The 15,449-nt window shown below is 65.0% G+C and carries 12 protein-coding genes; 7 read left to right on the plus strand and 5 right to left on the minus strand.

Translation table 11 applies throughout. From position 1 onward, the window contains the following. Positions 1 to 231: 231 nt before the first annotated feature. Positions 232 to 897 (minus strand): c-type cytochrome, encoded by a 666-nt coding sequence (locus D5687_RS00815; protein WP_125197851.1) that lies wholly within the window; start codon positions 895 to 897, stop codon positions 232 to 234. Then, positions 875 to 2,245 carry a sulfite dehydrogenase gene (gene soxC, locus D5687_RS00820; RefSeq protein WP_125197852.1) on the minus strand — a complete coding sequence of 457 codons (1,371 nt, stop codon included), beginning with the start codon at positions 2,243 to 2,245 and terminating at the stop codon, positions 875 to 877. The genes D5687_RS00815 and soxC overlap by 23 nt, the downstream gene beginning before the upstream one ends. 417 nt (positions 2,246 to 2,662) lie before the next feature. Between soxC and D5687_RS00825 the strand changes: the two genes are divergently transcribed. The 6 genes from D5687_RS00825 to D5687_RS00850 all read left to right on the plus strand — a co-directional run bounded on the left by D5687_RS00825 (position 2,663) and on the right by D5687_RS00850 (position 8,525). Next, positions 2,663 to 3,133, plus strand: coding sequence for a molybdenum cofactor biosynthesis protein MoaE (locus D5687_RS00825; RefSeq protein ID WP_240031375.1), 471 nt, complete (start codon positions 2,663 to 2,665; stop codon positions 3,131 to 3,133). A 12-nt stretch (positions 3,134 to 3,145) separates the two neighbouring features. Continuing rightward, on the plus strand, positions 3,146 to 4,339 hold the full coding sequence (gene glp, locus D5687_RS00830; protein WP_125197854.1) for a gephyrin-like molybdotransferase Glp: 1,194 nt from the start codon (positions 3,146 to 3,148) through the stop codon (positions 4,337 to 4,339). Then, positions 4,336 to 4,824, plus strand: a complete 489-nt coding sequence (gene moaC, locus D5687_RS00835; protein WP_125197855.1) for a cyclic pyranopterin monophosphate synthase MoaC — start codon at positions 4,336 to 4,338, stop codon at positions 4,822 to 4,824. The genes glp and moaC overlap by 4 nt, the downstream gene beginning before the upstream one ends. A gap of 253 nt (positions 4,825 to 5,077) precedes the next feature. Then, the gene (moaA, locus tag D5687_RS00840) at positions 5,078 to 6,091 is read left to right on the plus strand and encodes a GTP 3',8-cyclase MoaA (protein WP_370271283.1); all 1,014 of its coding nucleotides are present in this window, start codon (positions 5,078 to 5,080) and stop codon (positions 6,089 to 6,091) included. Between the two features lie 183 nt (positions 6,092 to 6,274). After that, positions 6,275 to 7,699, plus strand: a complete 1,425-nt coding sequence (locus tag D5687_RS00845) for a nodulation protein NfeD (protein ID WP_125197857.1) — start codon at positions 6,275 to 6,277, stop codon at positions 7,697 to 7,699. 40 nt (positions 7,700 to 7,739) lie between these two features. After that, a complete protein-coding gene (locus D5687_RS00850; RefSeq protein ID WP_370271284.1) occupies positions 7,740 to 8,525 on the plus strand; it encodes a slipin family protein in 786 nt (261 codons plus the stop codon). 95 nt (positions 8,526 to 8,620) lie between these two features. Here D5687_RS00850 and D5687_RS00855 read toward each other — a convergent pair whose 3' ends face one another. Next, positions 8,621 to 9,856 (minus strand): Npt1/Npt2 family nucleotide transporter, encoded by a 1,236-nt coding sequence (locus tag D5687_RS00855; RefSeq protein WP_125197858.1) that lies wholly within the window; start codon positions 9,854 to 9,856, stop codon positions 8,621 to 8,623. 200 nt (positions 9,857 to 10,056) lie between these two features. Between D5687_RS00855 and D5687_RS00860 the strand changes: the two genes are divergently transcribed. Next, positions 10,057 to 10,968, plus strand: coding sequence for a serine hydrolase (locus D5687_RS00860; RefSeq protein WP_125197859.1), 912 nt, complete (start codon positions 10,057 to 10,059; stop codon positions 10,966 to 10,968). Positions 10,969 to 10,972: 4 nt separating this feature from the next. Here D5687_RS00860 and D5687_RS00865 read toward each other — a convergent pair whose 3' ends face one another. Both D5687_RS00865 and D5687_RS00870 read right to left on the minus strand, forming a co-directional pair. Further along, positions 10,973 to 12,214 (minus strand): serine hydrolase, encoded by a 1,242-nt coding sequence (locus D5687_RS00865; RefSeq protein WP_240031376.1) that lies wholly within the window; start codon positions 12,212 to 12,214, stop codon positions 10,973 to 10,975. 102 nt (positions 12,215 to 12,316) lie between these two features. Beyond that, on the minus strand, positions 12,317 to 15,253 hold the full coding sequence (locus D5687_RS00870) for a PEP/pyruvate-binding domain-containing protein (RefSeq protein WP_158611702.1): 2,937 nt from the start codon (positions 15,251 to 15,253) through the stop codon (positions 12,317 to 12,319). Positions 15,254 to 15,449: the final 196 nt, after the last annotated feature.

Genomic DNA, 15,449 nt, shown 5'->3' on the forward strand with positions numbered 1-15,449 from the left:
CCGATTACGGAGCCCTCCCGAAGACCTCGCCTAGGCGAGGTCTTTTTCGTTGTGGATGGCCAAAGCATCCGGCAGTGAGCCGGTAGGTTTCGCGCATCACTGTGGTGCGTCGGGGATGTCGATAGCGCCTCCATGGAGACAAGAGCCACTGGATTATCCGTCAGCCACAAAAAAGCCCCGCCGGATGGCGGGGCTGGTCGTTTCTGCTTGGGCAGAAGGTCGGTGCGGTGTTTAGCCGCTCACGCCCTCGACAGCAGAGTAGACGACTTCCGGCTCTTCGTCGGTGCAGTCGCTCATGCAGCGCTGATTGTTCGTGTCCGGACGGGTGTCGGTCACGAAGTACTCAGCGGACGGCATTTCAACGTCGGCCAGCGTCTCGTCGCTGCAGGTGAAGTCCATGTCGACGATGCCGCCCAGGTTCAGCACGTAGCAGGTGACGGCGTAGGACTCGTCAACGCCCATGGTGCCCGGTGCGTAGAACGGCATGTGACGCTTGATCATGTCGAACAGCGTCGGGGCGTGGCCCCAAGCGTTGTTGACACCACGGTTGCCGACGCCGTCCAGACCCTGCTTGAGGGAGTTGATGAACTGCGGCATCGGGTCGCCGGCCATCTTCGGGTAGCCCTCGGCACCTTCGCCGAAGTCACCGTGACACATGGCGCACTGGGCCTGGTACGGCTGCTCACCGTCGGCGACCGAACCGGAGCCTTTCGGCAGGTTGGTGCCGTCGTAGAACACACTGATGTCCCACGGCTCGATGGCCTTGTCTGTAATGTTCTTGCCGATGCCGTTAAAGCCACTGGCGTGCTCGGCTGCGATGCCGGCGGTGCTCAGGCCAAGGGCCATGGCACCGGCCGCGAGACCCAGCCCGAACTTAGAAGTTTTCAATTTGGACATTCTTCACCTCGCCGGTCTTCTCGATTTTCCAGGCCTGAATGGAGTTCTTGTGGTAGATGCTGTTGAAGCCGCGAACCTTGCGCAGTTGCATCAGGGTCGGCTGAACGTAGCCAGTCTCGTCGGTGACACGGCTCATGATCAGATGCTCGTCACCCTTCCACTCGAACGGGAGCTTGAACTTGGTCACGCACTTGCTCAGTACGGGCTCGACCAGTTCGGCCTCCTGCCAGTTCTTGCCGCCATCGACGGAGACGTCGACGTGAGCGACCTTGCCACGGCCCGACCAGGCAATGCCGCGGATCTCGTAGGCACCCTTGCCTTTCATCTGGTAATCCGGGCACGGGTAGTTGATGACCGAGTTGGCTTCGTTGACCAGGGTGAACTGGCGGATGGTGCCATCCGGCAGCGGCTCGATGTAGTGACGAGTCTCCTGGTAGGTAACCAGCGGCTTGTCGACGAACTTGATGCGGCGCAGCCACTTGATCGACATGTTCGCTTCGCAGCCCGGGAGCAGGAAGCGGATCGGGTAGCCGTTTTCCGGACGCAGCGCTTCGCCGTTCTGGGCGTAGGCGATCATGGCGTCCTTGTACATCTCGCAGCTGTCGGCCGGGAGCGGCTCGCCGAACTGGTCCTTGGCGCCTTCCATCGGGATGGAGCGCTGCAGGGCCGAGCCGTCGGTGCCTTCGGCGTACAGCCAGGTCGACTTCGGATCGACGCCGACGTATTCCATCAGGTCAGTCAGCTTGACGCCGGTCCACTCCGAGCAGCTCATCATGCCGTGGGTGAATTGCATGGAGTCCATCTGGACGCCGCGCCATTCCATTGCACCGTTGGCCGGGCACTCGAGGAAGTGGATGGCGGTGTGCGACGGCATGCGCTTCAGATCATCCATCGAGAAGATCATCGGCTTGTCGACCATGCCGTGGATGACCAGCTGGTGGGTCTCCGGGTCGACGTCGACGGCACCGGCGTGATGACGCTCGAAGTGCAGACCGTTCGGCGTGATGATGCCGTTGAGATCCTGCCACGGGGTGAAGCTGATCGACGCGACGGTGTCGGCGGTCAGCCAGCTGACGTTGCGGCGAACCACGTCCTTCTCGAACTTGGACGGCATGCCGTAAGGAACGGACACGACGCCACGGCCGAGAATGTTGCGAGTCGGACCGTCTTCCAGCGGCTCCTTCACGGTCTCCAGGTCGACGTCGCCGTAGGCATTGCCGGCGGCTGCAGCTGCAGCGCCGGTTGCCGCGAGCGCGACGCTCTTGCGGAGGAATTTGCGACGGTCGCTGGAAGCCACGCCCTCGCGGGCATCGCTCTGCGGCGTCTGATCAAGTGTGGTTTCTGACATTGCTCACTCCTGCATCGTAGGCAATTGGTCGGATCAACGTAAATTCGATCCATTCCGTGCCCCCCGGTTCTCCGACAACCGAAAGACGCGTGTTTTTGAGGACATGCCGGCGGCTCGCCGATGTCGACAATGACCCGCTATTGTTCATGGGTCTTCAAGCCGGGTCAATCCGAACAGGGTTCCCCGATCGATGGCCCGATCAAAAAATTGAACCGGCAGCAATCTACATCAGAGGGTTCTAATTAACAACCGCGTGCGGGTTCGAACATTTAATGGGGTATCAGCCCGATCGGTTCGCGTGTTGCCAAAGGGATTGGGGACCGCGCCCGCATGCGGCTGACGTGTTTCATCCTTGGCGCTAGGCATCTGGGTCGTTATAGTTTGCTGGAAATATCCAATAGGGCAGCGACCTCCACCGTGTTCCGTTCCATCCGTGTCCAAGAAGCCGATTTCGACATTGGCGGTGTCCTAGGCGAATTGCGCTCGCAATGCGCCCATGTCGGGGCGGTTGCCAGTTTTCTCGGCACCGTGCGCGATATAAACGATGACCTGGAGGTCAGCGATCTCGTCCTCGAGCATTACCCGGGCATGACCGAGCGCGCCCTTGAGCGCGTGGCCGATGAGGCGATTTCGCGTTGGCCATTAGCCGGCGTGAGCATCGTTCACCGCGTGGGTCATCTTCGGCCCACGGATCAGATCGTGCTGGTCGCGGTCGCCAGTGCCCACCGAGCCGATGCGCTCGATGCCTGTACCTTCATCATGGACTACCTCAAGACCCACGCGCCGTTCTGGAAGAAGGAGGTCGACCCCGAGGGCAACACCCGCTGGGTGGATGCGCGCGAGAGCGACGAGGCTGCCCGCCGGCGCTGGTTTGCCGATTTCGACTGAGGAGAAGGTTGCGTGGAATCCGTCGAGGACGTCATTAAACGGCTGAGCGAGTGGATCGAGCCACTGGCAGAGGTTGAGCAGGTGCGCGTGCTCGAGTCGGTTGGCCGCGTCCTAGCCGAATCGTTGGCCGCCCCCCGTGACGTCCCGATTGCGCCGTTGAGCCTGTTTGACGGTTACGCGGTGGCCGGGCCGTTGGTGACCGGCGAGTCGTTGCCCGTGGAAGGCAAACAGTTCGCCGGCGACGCGCCGGCAACCCTCAAGTCCGGCACCGCCATGCGCATCTTCACCGGCGCCCTGTTGCCGAAGGGCGCGGACACCGTGATTGCGCAGGAGTCGGTCGAGATCAATGCGGGTCAGGCGCGTTGGCTCGAGGATCTGTCGATCGGTGCCGGCGTGCGTGCCACCGGGGCCGATACGCGCGAAGGGCAGGTGCTGCTCGAATCCGGCACGCGCATCAGCGTCCCGCAGATGGGGCTGATCGCCAGCACTGGCGAAGCCACGGTGTCGGTCCGCCGGCGGGTGCGGGTTGCGCTGCTGACCACCGGCGACGAGCTGTTGGCACCGGGTGACCCGTTTGCACCGGGCAAGATCTATGACGCCAACGGGCCGATGCTCGAGGCGCTGCTGCGTGCCGCCGGGGTCGAGATCGTCCAGCGTGCCTGCCTGCCGGACGACCGCGAGGTGATCGATACCCAATTGCGGGAGGCGGCACAGGCCGACCTGATCGTCACCTCCGGCGGCGTGTCGGTGGGCGAGGCCGACCTGGTGCGTGCCGGCGTCGAAGCGCTGGGGCGCATCGATCATTGGCGCATTTTCCTCAAGCCGGGCAAGCCACTGGCGATTGGCGAGGTGCGGGGCACGCCGTTTCTTGGTCTACCGGGTAACCCGGTCTCCACCTTCGTTACCTACCTGCGATTCGTGCGCCTGGCGATTGACCGGTTGGCCGGCCAGGCCGATCCGGGTGCCTGGCCGACGCAGTGGTTGCCGCTGGTCGCTGCACGTCAGGGCGGTGATCGACCGGAGTACATCCGGGTGCGCCGCATCGAGGTCGAGGGCCGATTGATGCTCGAACCCTACCCGGACCAGAACTCGGGGTTGCTCAGTTCGCTTGCCTGGGCCGATGGCCTCGCGTTGATCCCGCCCGATGAGCGTCTAGCCGCCGGCGATCCGGTCGAATACACCGCCTTCAAGGAGATTGGCCTATGAGCCGCACACTGACGCACCTGGACGAGAAGGGCGAGGCCCGCATGGTCGACGTCGGCGACAAGGCGCACACCCAGCGAGTCGCCGTGGCCGAGTCGCGTATCGTCATGCAGCCGGAGACCCTGGAGCTAATCCTGTCGGGCGGTCACAAGAAGGGCGACGTGCTGGCCACGGCGCGGATCGCCGGGATCATGGCGGCCAAGCGCACCGGTGATCTGATCCCGATGTGCCACCCGCTGATGTTGACCAAGGTGAAGGTCGAGCTCACCCCCGAACCCGATCGGCACGCCGTTCACATCACGGCCGAATGCGCGGTGACCGGTCAGACCGGCGTGGAGATGGAGGCGCTGACGGCGGCATCGGTGGCCGCGCTGACCCTGTATGACATGTGCAAGGCGGTTGATCGCGGCATGGTGATCGAGCAGACGCGTCTGCTGGAAAAGCGCGGCGGCAAGAGCGGTCACTGGCAGGTGGGCGCCGCGTCCTGACGCCCGATGCCCGTGCTGGGTGCGATGGCGGTAGATGCGTTCGGTTTTTCCCGCCATAACGCTTGCATTTTCGAGCGCGGCTGATACCGTTATGTCCAAGTGAACATGACGCACGCTTCACTTGCTCCTGCAGAGCAGGCCCCGGTCGAGGGCGATTCCGACCCCTCGGTCCCGACCGGGCCCCATTTCCCGCGCGGCGGGCTGCCACGCCCGCCGCGCACGTTGAAGACACCCATGCCACTCGGATGTCGGCATGGTCCAGGCAAGGGCTGACGAGAAAATGCAGCAGTTGACCGACCCGTTTGGCCGCTCCATCAACTACCTGCGGCTGTCCGTAACGGACCGTTGCGACCTGCGCTGTTTCTATTGCATGCCCGAGGGCTTCAAGGACTTCGAGGTGCCAGAGCACTGGTTGACGCCCGACGAGATCGAGCGCCTGCTGGGAGTGATGGCGGACATGGGTCTGTCCCACGTGCGCATTACCGGCGGCGAGCCACTGGTGCGCAAAGGCATCGAGGATATCGTCGGTCGGGTGGCGGCGTTGCCCGGCATCGAGGACGTCTCACTATCGACCAATGCCACGCGCATGAACAAGATGGCCGAGTCCCTCAAGGCCGCCGGCGCCGACCGCATCAACGTCAGTCTCGATACCCTCGACCCCGAGCGCTTCAAGTCGATCACCAAGGGGAAGGTGGACAAGGTCCTCGATGGACTGGCCGCCGCGAAGGCCGCCGGATTCTCGCCGATCAAGATCAACGCGGTCGTGATGAAGGGCATCAACGAGTACGACGTCGAGGACCTGCTCGATTACTGCATCGACAACGGCTTTACCCTGCGGATGATCGAGACCATGCCGATGGGCGAGACCGGCCGTGACGCGATTGATCACTACGTCAGCCTGCAGGACGTCAAAAAGCGTCTCAAGGCGAAGTACGACCTGATCCCGGCGGTCAACTCGGTCACCGGCGCCGGCCCGGCGCGCTACCTGCAGGTGGCCGGTACCGACACCATGGTCGGTTTCATTACCCCGATGTCCGAGCATTTCTGTGAGACATGCAACCGCGTGCGCCTGTCCTGCGACGGCACCATGTACATGTGCCTCGGCCAGGAAGAGAGCTTCTCCTTCCGCCCGCTTCTGCGAAAGGGCATTCCCGACGACGAGCTCAAGGAGGCGCTGATGCAGGCGATCGCCTTGAAGCCCGAACGTCACGAGTTCACGGAAAAGCCGGAGAAGGTGATCCGCTTCATGTCGATGACCGGCGGCTGATCGCCGAGCCGAGCGACCGAGACCAGCCCGCCGTGACCTGCGAGGGCCGCCCATGGGGCGGCCTTTCTCGTGGTGGGTGCCGACCCGGCTGCCCGGGCTGTTCGGGGCCGGCCAATGACCTATGCTGTTGGCATGCCCCGGCAGTAGACGCCGTCCATTGCCGGATGGGAAGGGGGAGTCCCCATGCAGGTTGCGCTTCCAAAACGTCCATCTCGCGTTGCCTTGCGCCGGCTGGAATGGCCGCTGTTCATCCTGGCCGGGTTGATCTGGCTGGCGGTGGCCGCGGCACAGCAAGGGGGACGCGAGGCCGTGCTACTGACGGTGCAGGACGCGATCACCCCGGCGACTGCCGACTACGTGATCCGCGGCATCGAGTCGGCCGAAGAGCGCCGTGCCGAGCTGGTCGTGCTGCAGCTCGACACCCCCGGCGGGCTCGATACCAGCATGCGTTCGATGATCCAGGCCATCCTGCAATCGGATGTGCCGGTGGTGAGCTATGTCCATCCGGCCGGCGCGCGCGCCGCCAGTGCCGGTACCTACATCCTCTACGGCTCGCATATTGCAGCGATGACCCCGTCGACTAATCTCGGTTCGGCCACACCGGTGCAGATGGGTGGTGGCGGATTGCCCGGCATGACACCGCCCGAGGACGCGGGTGAGGGTGGCGACGAGAAGGCTGCCGAGTCGAGTGACGGTGGCGAGGATGCTGGCGATACCCCGCGTCGCGGTGGCGATGCCATGGAGCGCAAGGTGCTAGAGGATGCGGTGGCGTACATTCGCGGCTTGGCGGAACGTTTCGATCGCAATGCCGACTGGGCCGAGTCGGCAGTACGTGAAGGCTTCAACCTCGGGGCGCGCGAGGCGCTCGAGCGCAATGTCATCGACGTGGTGGCCGAGGACCTTTCCGACCTCCTGGTGCAGCTCGACGGCCGCGAGGTGATGGTCAACGGCACGAGCCGGACGCTGTCGACGCAGGACATCGAGGTGGTCCGCCAGGACCCGGACTGGCGCGCCAAGCTCCTGGCGTTGATCACCAACCCCAATATCGCCTATATCCTGCTTCTGATCGGGATCTACGGCATCATCTTCGAGCTGGCCAACCCCGGCGCGATCGTGCCGGGGACGATCGGTTCGATTGCCCTGATCTTGGCCTTCTTCGCCCTGCAGGTCATGCCGCTGAACTATGCCGGTCTGGCGCTGATCCTGCTCGGTATCATCTTCATGATCGCCGAGGCGTTCGTGCCCAGTTTCGGCGCGCTCGGCATCGGCGGTCTCGCCGCCTTCACCGCAGGATCCATCATGCTTTGGGACGACCCCAACCTGAATGTGGCATTGCCCTTGATCATCGGCGTCGCGATTGCGATCGCCGGTTTCTCGATCTGGGTGCTGGGACGTTTTCTCGACGTGCGACGCAGACGCCCGGCGACCGGTTACGAGGAGATGATCGGCATGCAGGGGATCGCCAAGGAAGATTTCGAGAGCACGGGCCGGGTGTTCGTCCACAGCGAGTTGTGGACGGCGGACAGCCGCCGCCCGGTACGAGCCGGTCAGGCCGTGCGGGTGGTGGCGATTGACGGCCTGCGCCTGACCGTCGAACCAATCGAGTAGGCCATTATCACGGGCCGTCGGGCCCATGGAGGGAAGACAGATGCTGGGCAATTTCGGATTTCTGATCGTACCGCTGATCGTGCTGGTCGCGCTCATCGCCATGTCGTTGCGCGTGCTGCGCGAGTACGAGCGTGGCGTGGTGTTCTTCCTGGGCCGGTTCCAGCGCGTGAAGGGGCCGGGCCTGATCATCGTCATTCCGGTGATCCAGCAGATGGTCAAGGTCGACCTGCGGATCATCACGCTGGACGTGCCGAGCCAGGACGTGATCTCGCAGGACAACGTCACCGTCCGGGTCAACGCGGTGCTCTACTTCCGCGTCGTCGACCCCGAGCGCGCCGTGATCCAGGTGGAGAATTACAACCAGGCCACCAGCCAGCTGGCTCAGACCACGTTGCGGTCGGTGCTCGGCAAGCATGATCTCGACGAGATGCTCTCCGAGCGCGACAAGCTCAACAACGATATCCAGGGCATCCTCGATCAGCAGACCGATGCCTGGGGCATCAAGGTGGCCAACGTCGAGATCAAGCATGTCGACCTCGACGAGTCCATGATCCGCGCGATCGCCCGCCAGGCGGAGGCCGAGCGCGAGCGGCGGGCCAAGGTTATCCACGCCGAGGGCGAACTGCAGGCCGCCGAGAAGCTGGTGCAGGCCGCCGACATGATGAAGGACAGCCCGGCGGCGCTGCAGTTGCGCTACCTGCAGACCATGGCGGACATGTCCACCAACGGCAAGACCAGTTCGGTTTTCTTCCCCTTGCCGATCGAGCTGACCAACGCCTTCCAGGAGTTCACCGGCCATTTCGCGCAGAAACGACCCGAGGGCTGATCGGTAGGGACGTTGCGTCGATTCGCGGGCAATGCCGGATTCCCCACAGGCCCGACGACTTACCAGTCGTCGGGCTTTTTACTGGGGCGCCAATTTCAGCGGGTCTCCCCCAGTGCCTCGGCCCGGTCGAGGATGTTGCGATACCGGCTCCCCAACTGGGTGAGGGCGGCCATCCACAGCAGACAGATGGCGACGACCACCCAGGCGAGTTGCGTGGCCTCCAATGGCCATGGCAGCCACTGAGTCAGCAACAGGATCAGCAGCGAGCCGGCCACCTTGAACAGCCGGTAACCGAACATGTCGATCCAGGCCTTGGCCCGGAACATCAGCAATGGCTCGATGGGGACGTACAGGAGTTCCTTGGAGGCGCGGTTGATCGAATACGAGAGGCCGCGATCGGCGATCTTGAGAAACGCCCCGGCCTGCAGGGTGGCCTGCGACAGGTACACGAAACTGCCGACCACGACCGCGATCGGTTGGGCGAACAGGCCGCCGAGCACCCCCAGCCAGCGATGCACCAGTGGCGTGATCAGCAGATTGATGCCGATCGCCACGGCGCTGAGTACGCCGAAGAACGCGCCCAGATATGCTGTGCGCGCGTCGCGATCGGTGACGGTCGCCTCGACCACCTTCATGAACTGGTATTCGATGATCGGCTCGGCGATCTGCGCCAGCAGCAGGATTCCCGCGATCAGCAACAGGTAGGGATGACGCAGGATCGCCCGCCAGTCGCCGGTTGTATGGGCGGCGTGATTGGTCACGCCGGGTTTCTCGCGGTAGAGGCCAGTGCGGCCCATCAGCAGGGTCAGGCCGGCGATCAGGCCGATGATGGCCGCGGCGATCGGCAGCAGGTCCATCGTTTCCAGTCCGGCCTGGCGTATCCATGCACTGGAGGCCATGCCGCCCGCGACCCCGCCCACCAGCCCGCCGGTAGCGATGAACCCGTACCAGCGCTTGCCCTCGCGAGTGGAGAAGATCGTGTTGGTCAGGCTCCAGAACTGTTCCACCAGGATCACGCTGACCATGTCGACGAACACGTAAAAGGCGAATGCCCCGGCGAAACCACTGCCGTTGAGAAACGGGTAGAACCCCAGCAGTATCGTGATCACCACCGCACAGGTGCCCAGAACCACGTGGATGCGCGAATAGCGTGCGATCAGGCGGTGGTAAATGCCGATGGTCAGGGCCAGGGCCGTTGCCGTGGCAATCCAGACGTAGGGCAGGGCATCGGCACCCAGCGCGGTCAGGAACAGCGAACGGCTCGCCGGCTTGAGGTGGTAGACCGCGGCGATGATCAGGAAGAAGTTCGTGAACAGCAGAACGCGTCGCATCAGCCACGGGTGGCGTGAACCGCCACCCGTCGGCTCTGGGCTTTCGGCTCCGGGGCCACCGGGGTCAGGGTGTTTCGATCGTGTCAGCAGGTTCACGTGCTTCCTTTGACGGGACTATCTCCATGACTTTACGGCATTAATGCGTTATTGTTCCGAGCAATTTTGTTTTCCATCCGGATGTGCCGGATCAGGAGGTGGCCATGTGGCGACAGTTGGCGTTGGTTTTTCTGTTCTGGTCGGTCGGGGCAGGCGTCGGGCAGGCCGCCCTGCCGGCGGATGCCGTCGCACTGCGTGAGGCCACCGATCCTGCCCTGCAGGCACAACTGGAAGAGCGGTTGGACGCCCTACACCTGGGCCAGTCGGTCGAGGCCGGCCAGTTGTCGGTTGCGTTGGTGGACGTCACTGACCCGGACCAGCCGCGACTGGCCGAGGTCAATGGCGATGCCATGCTCTACGCGGCGAGCCTGCCCAAGATCGCGATCCTGCTCGCCGCCTTCCAGCGGGTCGACGAGGGCGCGTTGACTCTCGATGACGAGACCCGCGACCTGATGACCCGCATGATCCGCAACTCGTCGAACACCGCAGCCACCGCCATGATCGGCAAGGTGGGTCGAGATTACATCAACGAGCTGTTGCGTTCGCCGCGCTATCGCCTCTACGACGAATCACTCAACGGCGGTCTATGGGTCGGCAAGGAATATGGTCGGGGTTCGGCCTATCAGCGCGACCCGCTGCATCATCTCTCCCACGGGGCGACGGCCTTCCAGGTCGCCCGGTTCTACTACCTGCTCGAAAAGGGCGAGCTGGTCTCGCCGCAATCCTCCCGCGAGATGAAGCGCATCCTCGGCGAACCCGCCATCTCGCACAAGTTCGTCGGTGGCCTGCTCGCCGAGGCGCCGCAGGCGCAGATCTACCGCAAGTCTGGTTCCTGGCGCGACTGGCATGCCGACAGCGCCATCGTCGAGCACGACGGTCGCACCTACATCGCCGTGGGCCTGGCGCAGAATCCCAGCGGTGGCGAGTGGCTCAAGCGGCTGATCGTCGAGCTTGATGGCTTGATCATGGACGCACCGCTCCGCACGGCCGGACTCGAATCGGTCTCGGCGCGCTGAGCGATCAGTCCTCCCTGGCCTCCATCACGCGATGCAGGCGGGTGGCGAAACTCTGGTGCGCCACCGCCGAGTTCTTGTTGAGCACGTTGGAGGTCATCGTCACCAGGTAGACCTGTTCCGGGTGGCCGGCCGGGTGCTCGACGATCGCGACCGAGTGCATGTAGTTGTACACATTGCCGCGGTACTTGCCGCAGTCCGGATTCGCCTCCCGGTCACACTTGTAGAGTGATCCTGACTTGAAGAACACCGCCGCATCGCTCAGTGCCGGCGACGAGGCGTAGCGGATACGCCGCTGGGTCATGTACAGCAATCGCTTCAATTCCCGGCTCGACCATTCGTCGACCAGTTCCCCCTTCTCCATCTTGACCAGCAGACGCATCAACTCCCGGGTGGTGCCCAGGCTGTTGGTGCCCGAGACCCGCGCCTTGCCACCGCTGGTAAAGAACGCCCCCTGGCGCAACTGCTCGGTATCCAGACCGTTGCGGGCGATGGGCTCGACCAGGGCTTCGAGCAGGATGTCGCGCCGCTCGGCGGGTGGCCGGTCGAACAGTTCGGCCTCTCGCTCCGGCGCCACCGGATAGTCCTCGTCGAAGTGGTGCAGCAGCATCAGCTGTTTCATCACCGCGCTGGCCGCGGCGTTCGAACTGGCCGACATCGCCCAGTCGAGGTAGCTCCAGAGGTTCGCGGTGTCACCGACACGCAGCGGGCGGCGCTTGAAACGCCGATTCTCCCCATCCCAAAAGGGCACCGTGTGACTGTCCCACTGGATGAATTCGTCCGCGGTGACCTGGGTATCACGCAGCAGTCGCTGTCGGGCCTCGATGTCGTCGGGGTAGCGGTCGGCAATCGCCTGCAGCAACGCGGTGGCCAGCATGACCTTGCCGACGCTGCCGGGCGTGCGGCGGGTCAGGCCGTTGTGTTCGGCGTAGCGGGGACGATCCGGGTCGCTGATGTCGAGCACGCTGACGCTGTAGCGGGATGCCTCGGGGCCCAGCAGGCCAATCACGCGACGCGTCAGGGCGGCATCGGTGTCGGGCAATTCGAAGCCCGGACGGTCGGCCAGGCGCAGGCGGATCTGCTCGCTATCAAGCAGGGCCCCCGGCGGCACCCGGTTGCCGGCGATCTCCCCCTGGTTGGCCAGGCGGTAGCCCTCCAGGCGTTCGATGCCGGTCTCCTCGGCGGCATCGAGGGGATAGGCTGGCAGGGTAGTGGGCAGCAGCAAGCCGATCAGGGCAGTCAGTGCCACGGAGAGCACCGGGGCCAAGGCCGGGCGGGGAGGGGGTTGTCGCGTAAAGGGACTCATGATTCGAGCATAGGCCAGTCGGAGGCGAAAGGAGGGCTGGTGAGCCTATCGACCGGGTGGTCGCGATAGGTCGACGGCCGGGACATCGGCGTCACGCAGCGGTCGATCCAGCGCGATGAGGTGTTCGTTGGCCCGGGCCCATCGATTTTCCACCAGCGGACGAATCTGGAACAGGGCCAGTCGATCGTCGACAAAGCCGAATTCGATGTCGGCCACCGGTCGGTCCCCCGCGTCGTCGACCGGCAGCATATCCCTGGCTTCGACGTCGTCGGCCAGGTGGCGCAGCCGGTCGATATTCGCCGTCGAGAGGAGGGTGGCGGGTCCCTCGGCGGCGATCCGCTCCACACCGCCCCCCGGTCGCGCAGCCAGTCGCGTGGGGGCCGTGGCCTGACTGAGCAGCCGCACGGCGCCGCTTTCCCGGTGGACCCGCAACTCCTCGGCCGCCTGTCCATCGACAGCACCGCCCAGTCCCTCGCTGGTCGCGATGCTCAGCCACTGCCGGTCGCCGGTATCCAGGTCGGTGGTGACCAGCACGCCCGACTTGTCCACCGCCACCGTCGCCTGCAGCAACACCGCCGGGTAGACGTGTTGCGGGGCATCCATGTGTGCCTGGCGCCAGGCATGCGCGCGCTGGGTGAACGGTGAGGCCCACACCTCGCGAATAGCCTCGATGATGGCCTCGAAGCCGACCACGTTGGCGACGGTGCGATTGAGCCCAGCCCCGCTGAAACCCGGCAGGTCCTCGACGTTGGTGTCGCTGCGCACGAACACGCCGGTGGTGTCGGCCGACCCGAAGGTCTCGGTCAGCCGCTCACGCAAGCGCTCGCGAAAACCGCTGGGCAATTCGGCCGTCGCGATCCAGTGCCGCATTCGGGCCAGCGTCTCGGTAGTGGCCGCGGTGCGGGTCTGGGCATCCTCGATGCGGCCCAGGCGTTCGTACTCCTGCTTGAGCCACTCGAAGGCCGTCGGGCCGCCGGGGCGGAACGGTCGGGCGACCAGTTGGCGGAAGACGCCGAACGGGATTGCCAGCCCGGCGCTTACTTGCCCGGGGTAGTGGTGCGCGAGCTCGCCCAGGTTGGCCGCCTTGGGGCCAACCTGGCGCCCGGAGGCGTCGGCCCGCAACCCGTGGAGTCCACGCAGGGTGTCGTTTTCCAGGTCGAGCTTGTTCCAGTCCGGCTCGATTCGCTGCCCCGGTCGCTGCTCCGGCTCGCCTTCCCCTCGGCCGAGAACCTCCTGCCACTTTGGGCCGTCGGTGGACAGTTCAACGCGCCCACCCGGGCTCACCGCAAGCACGACCCGCTCGCCGACATGTGCCTCGATTCGATCGAGCAGCGCCTCGTCGACCACCACGTTGGGAATGCCCAGATTGCGGGCCAGTAGCTGGACGTGCGAGAGCGAGTTGCCCGCTCCGCGAGTGAGAATGCCGGCCACCGGCGGGAGCGAGGCGGTAGTCTCGGGTAGCAGGTAGATGCCTTCGGGGTCGAACGGCTCGCCATCGGCCGGTGCCGGGCGCAACACGCCACGGCTCAGGCCGGGGTTGAGCGGTCGCAGCCCGGTGGCAAGGGGCTGGCCGAACAGGTGATGCCGTGTGTCGGTCAGGTGCCCGGCGTCATTGCGCAGTCCGTCGAGCAGGCGGCTGTAGAACAGCAACGGGCTGTCACGCAGCCGGTCGGGGATGAAGTGTTCGACCAGCGGGGTGAGATCCGCCCAGCGGTCGATGGCGAGATCGAAATGAAACCCGAGTGCTCGCTGTGCCCAGCCGGGCGTGCGCGCCAGGTAGGCCAGTTCGGTGGCATAGCGCGACGCCGCCACGGGCGGGGCGTCGAGGAGTCCGTCGATGGACGCCGAGAGCTGTTGCCATTGCCGGGCGGACAGCAGGCCGGTGCCATACAAGCTTTCGCCCAGGGCGCGCAGCCAGGTCAACTGCTCGTGGCGGCTGGCCGGATCGGTCTGGTTGCGCTCGAACAGGTGGCTGGCCACCGCGAAGGCTTCCTGCTCGAGCGCCAGGCTGGCTTGCAGGAGGCGCAGCTTCTGTTCCGGCGAACTGGTGGGCGCTTCGATGCGCTGGCGGACCTGGTGTGCGAGTTGCCCGGTCGTGGTCAGCCGATCGGTGAGTGTCTGGCTCTGCTCGAGACGGTCGGCGGCCTCGAGCAGAGAGCGGCGCAGCTCAGCATCGGGGCTGCGGCCGCCCAGTGCCCGCAGGCGATCCACGGCGGCCTGGGGGGCGTAAAGGGCTTCGAGTGCCCGGCCCAGCCTCTGCAGTGGCGCGTTTAGGGCCGGGTCGTCGTTCTGTCGGGCGAACTCGGTTACCCGCTGGATGTCACCGGCATCCGGCATGCCGTGCAACTTGATTCGCAGGTCCTGAAAGTCCGGGGCGGCCTCGGCGATCTCGATGGCGAGATCGCGCGCCTGGCTTGCCGCCGGGTGGTCGCCATCGACCGGCAACAGGCGGGTCGCCTCGCGCAGCAGCAGGAAGCGATCCGGGTCGTGCCACCAGGGATCCCCGGCGAGGGCGAGCATCAGGGCGCGCGCCTGGCGCTCCTCGTCCTCGATCTGGATCGCCCCGCGGTAATAGCGTGCTCGGCGGAAGACCCAGCCGTCATCGGCCCGGACCAGGAAGCGTTCGATCAGGATCTGGCGTAGTACCTGGTGTTGCCCGTTGGGGCCGGGGTAGTCGGCGGGTTCGAGTTCCGCAAGCAGGGTGGCCAACGGGTACCCCTGGGCGCGTATGGTCTGCGTGCGCTCGTTCCATTCCCCGTGCTGGATGCCGCCGCCATGGTCGCCGCAGGCATACGGTTTCGGTGGCAGGACGGCCCCGTCCTCGCAGAACCAGCGAATCCGCTCGAATGGCCCGCGCGGGGCGGTTTTCATCGCCTCGATCCAGTCGCGCATCTGTTCGGTGGTGGGCGGCGAGGCGTCATCGGCCCCTGCCGGCTTGCCAACCACCGCCACGCCGAACAGCAGGAATGCGGCGGCGATCAACGCGGTAACTCGCGAGGGGGGCGCTTTCCGGGGCAGATGTGTGGGTAGGCCAAACATGGCTGACAGGGGCTCCTCCGTGGCCGAGTGGGGTGGCGATTTGTTAGATGAGTCTAGCCCGGTTGAAGGCCCTCGACGTCAGGAAACGGTCATCGAGCGGGTGTGTCTCGCTATCGAATTCGGTAGGATGCGAACCGTT

Source organism: Guyparkeria sp. SCN-R1 (assembly GCF_003932495.1).
GTDB lineage: Bacteria > Pseudomonadota > Gammaproteobacteria > Halothiobacillales > Halothiobacillaceae > Guyparkeria.